General features: G+C 28.4%; 1 protein-coding gene. It reads right to left on the reverse strand.

Annotation, left to right across the window (positions count from 1 at the left end; translation table 11 throughout):
• Positions 1–40: 40 nt before the first annotated feature.
• Complete coding sequence (locus tag B7721_RS00010; protein ID WP_084876913.1) at positions 41–490, reverse strand: hypothetical protein; 450 nt, start codon at positions 488–490, stop codon at positions 41–43.
• Positions 491–588: the final 98 nt, after the last annotated feature.

Raw genomic sequence — 588 nt, forward strand, 5'->3', positions numbered from 1 at the left:
GCAATTTTATTAACTTTGACAACATTTTCTGGTAGTTTCATCAATCTTTTTCAACCTCACAATACATGTCAATTACATAGTCTCCATAAAGATCCAATACGACATGAATAATATTTACTAATTTAAATCCTAACTTTGAAATTTCTTTTTCAATTTCTTCATATGGGATTGGCTCTTCTTGATTGTAATGACGATAATAAAAATCTGTTGTGAAATTTAACGACTCCTGAAAGAAAATACCCGAAGTATTTTCTCCCTTTATCTCAAGTTTATTCCCAACTGTTGTAAATACAAGAACATCTTGAACAGTTTTCATTGGATTGTAACTGTAAAATATTGGACCATCTGCATAAAATCCGTTTTGTATCATCTGGAGTTTAAACCCCTTAGAATCTGAGATTAAACGCTCAAAGAAAGTAGCTTGGGGATTTAATTCCAATCTAAAACCAATTAAATTTGTAAGACTTAATTCTCTTTTTTTAAAATTCATTTTTTCTGTCCTTTTTTGAATCTAGTATTTACTTTTTTTATGACATAAAGAATAAAACTTCCCAAAATATCCAGTCCTATTGAGATTATAAATATTCT

This window comes from Streptococcus oralis subsp. oralis, assembly GCF_002096445.1.
GTDB lineage: Bacteria > Bacillota > Bacilli > Lactobacillales > Streptococcaceae > Streptococcus > Streptococcus oralis_N.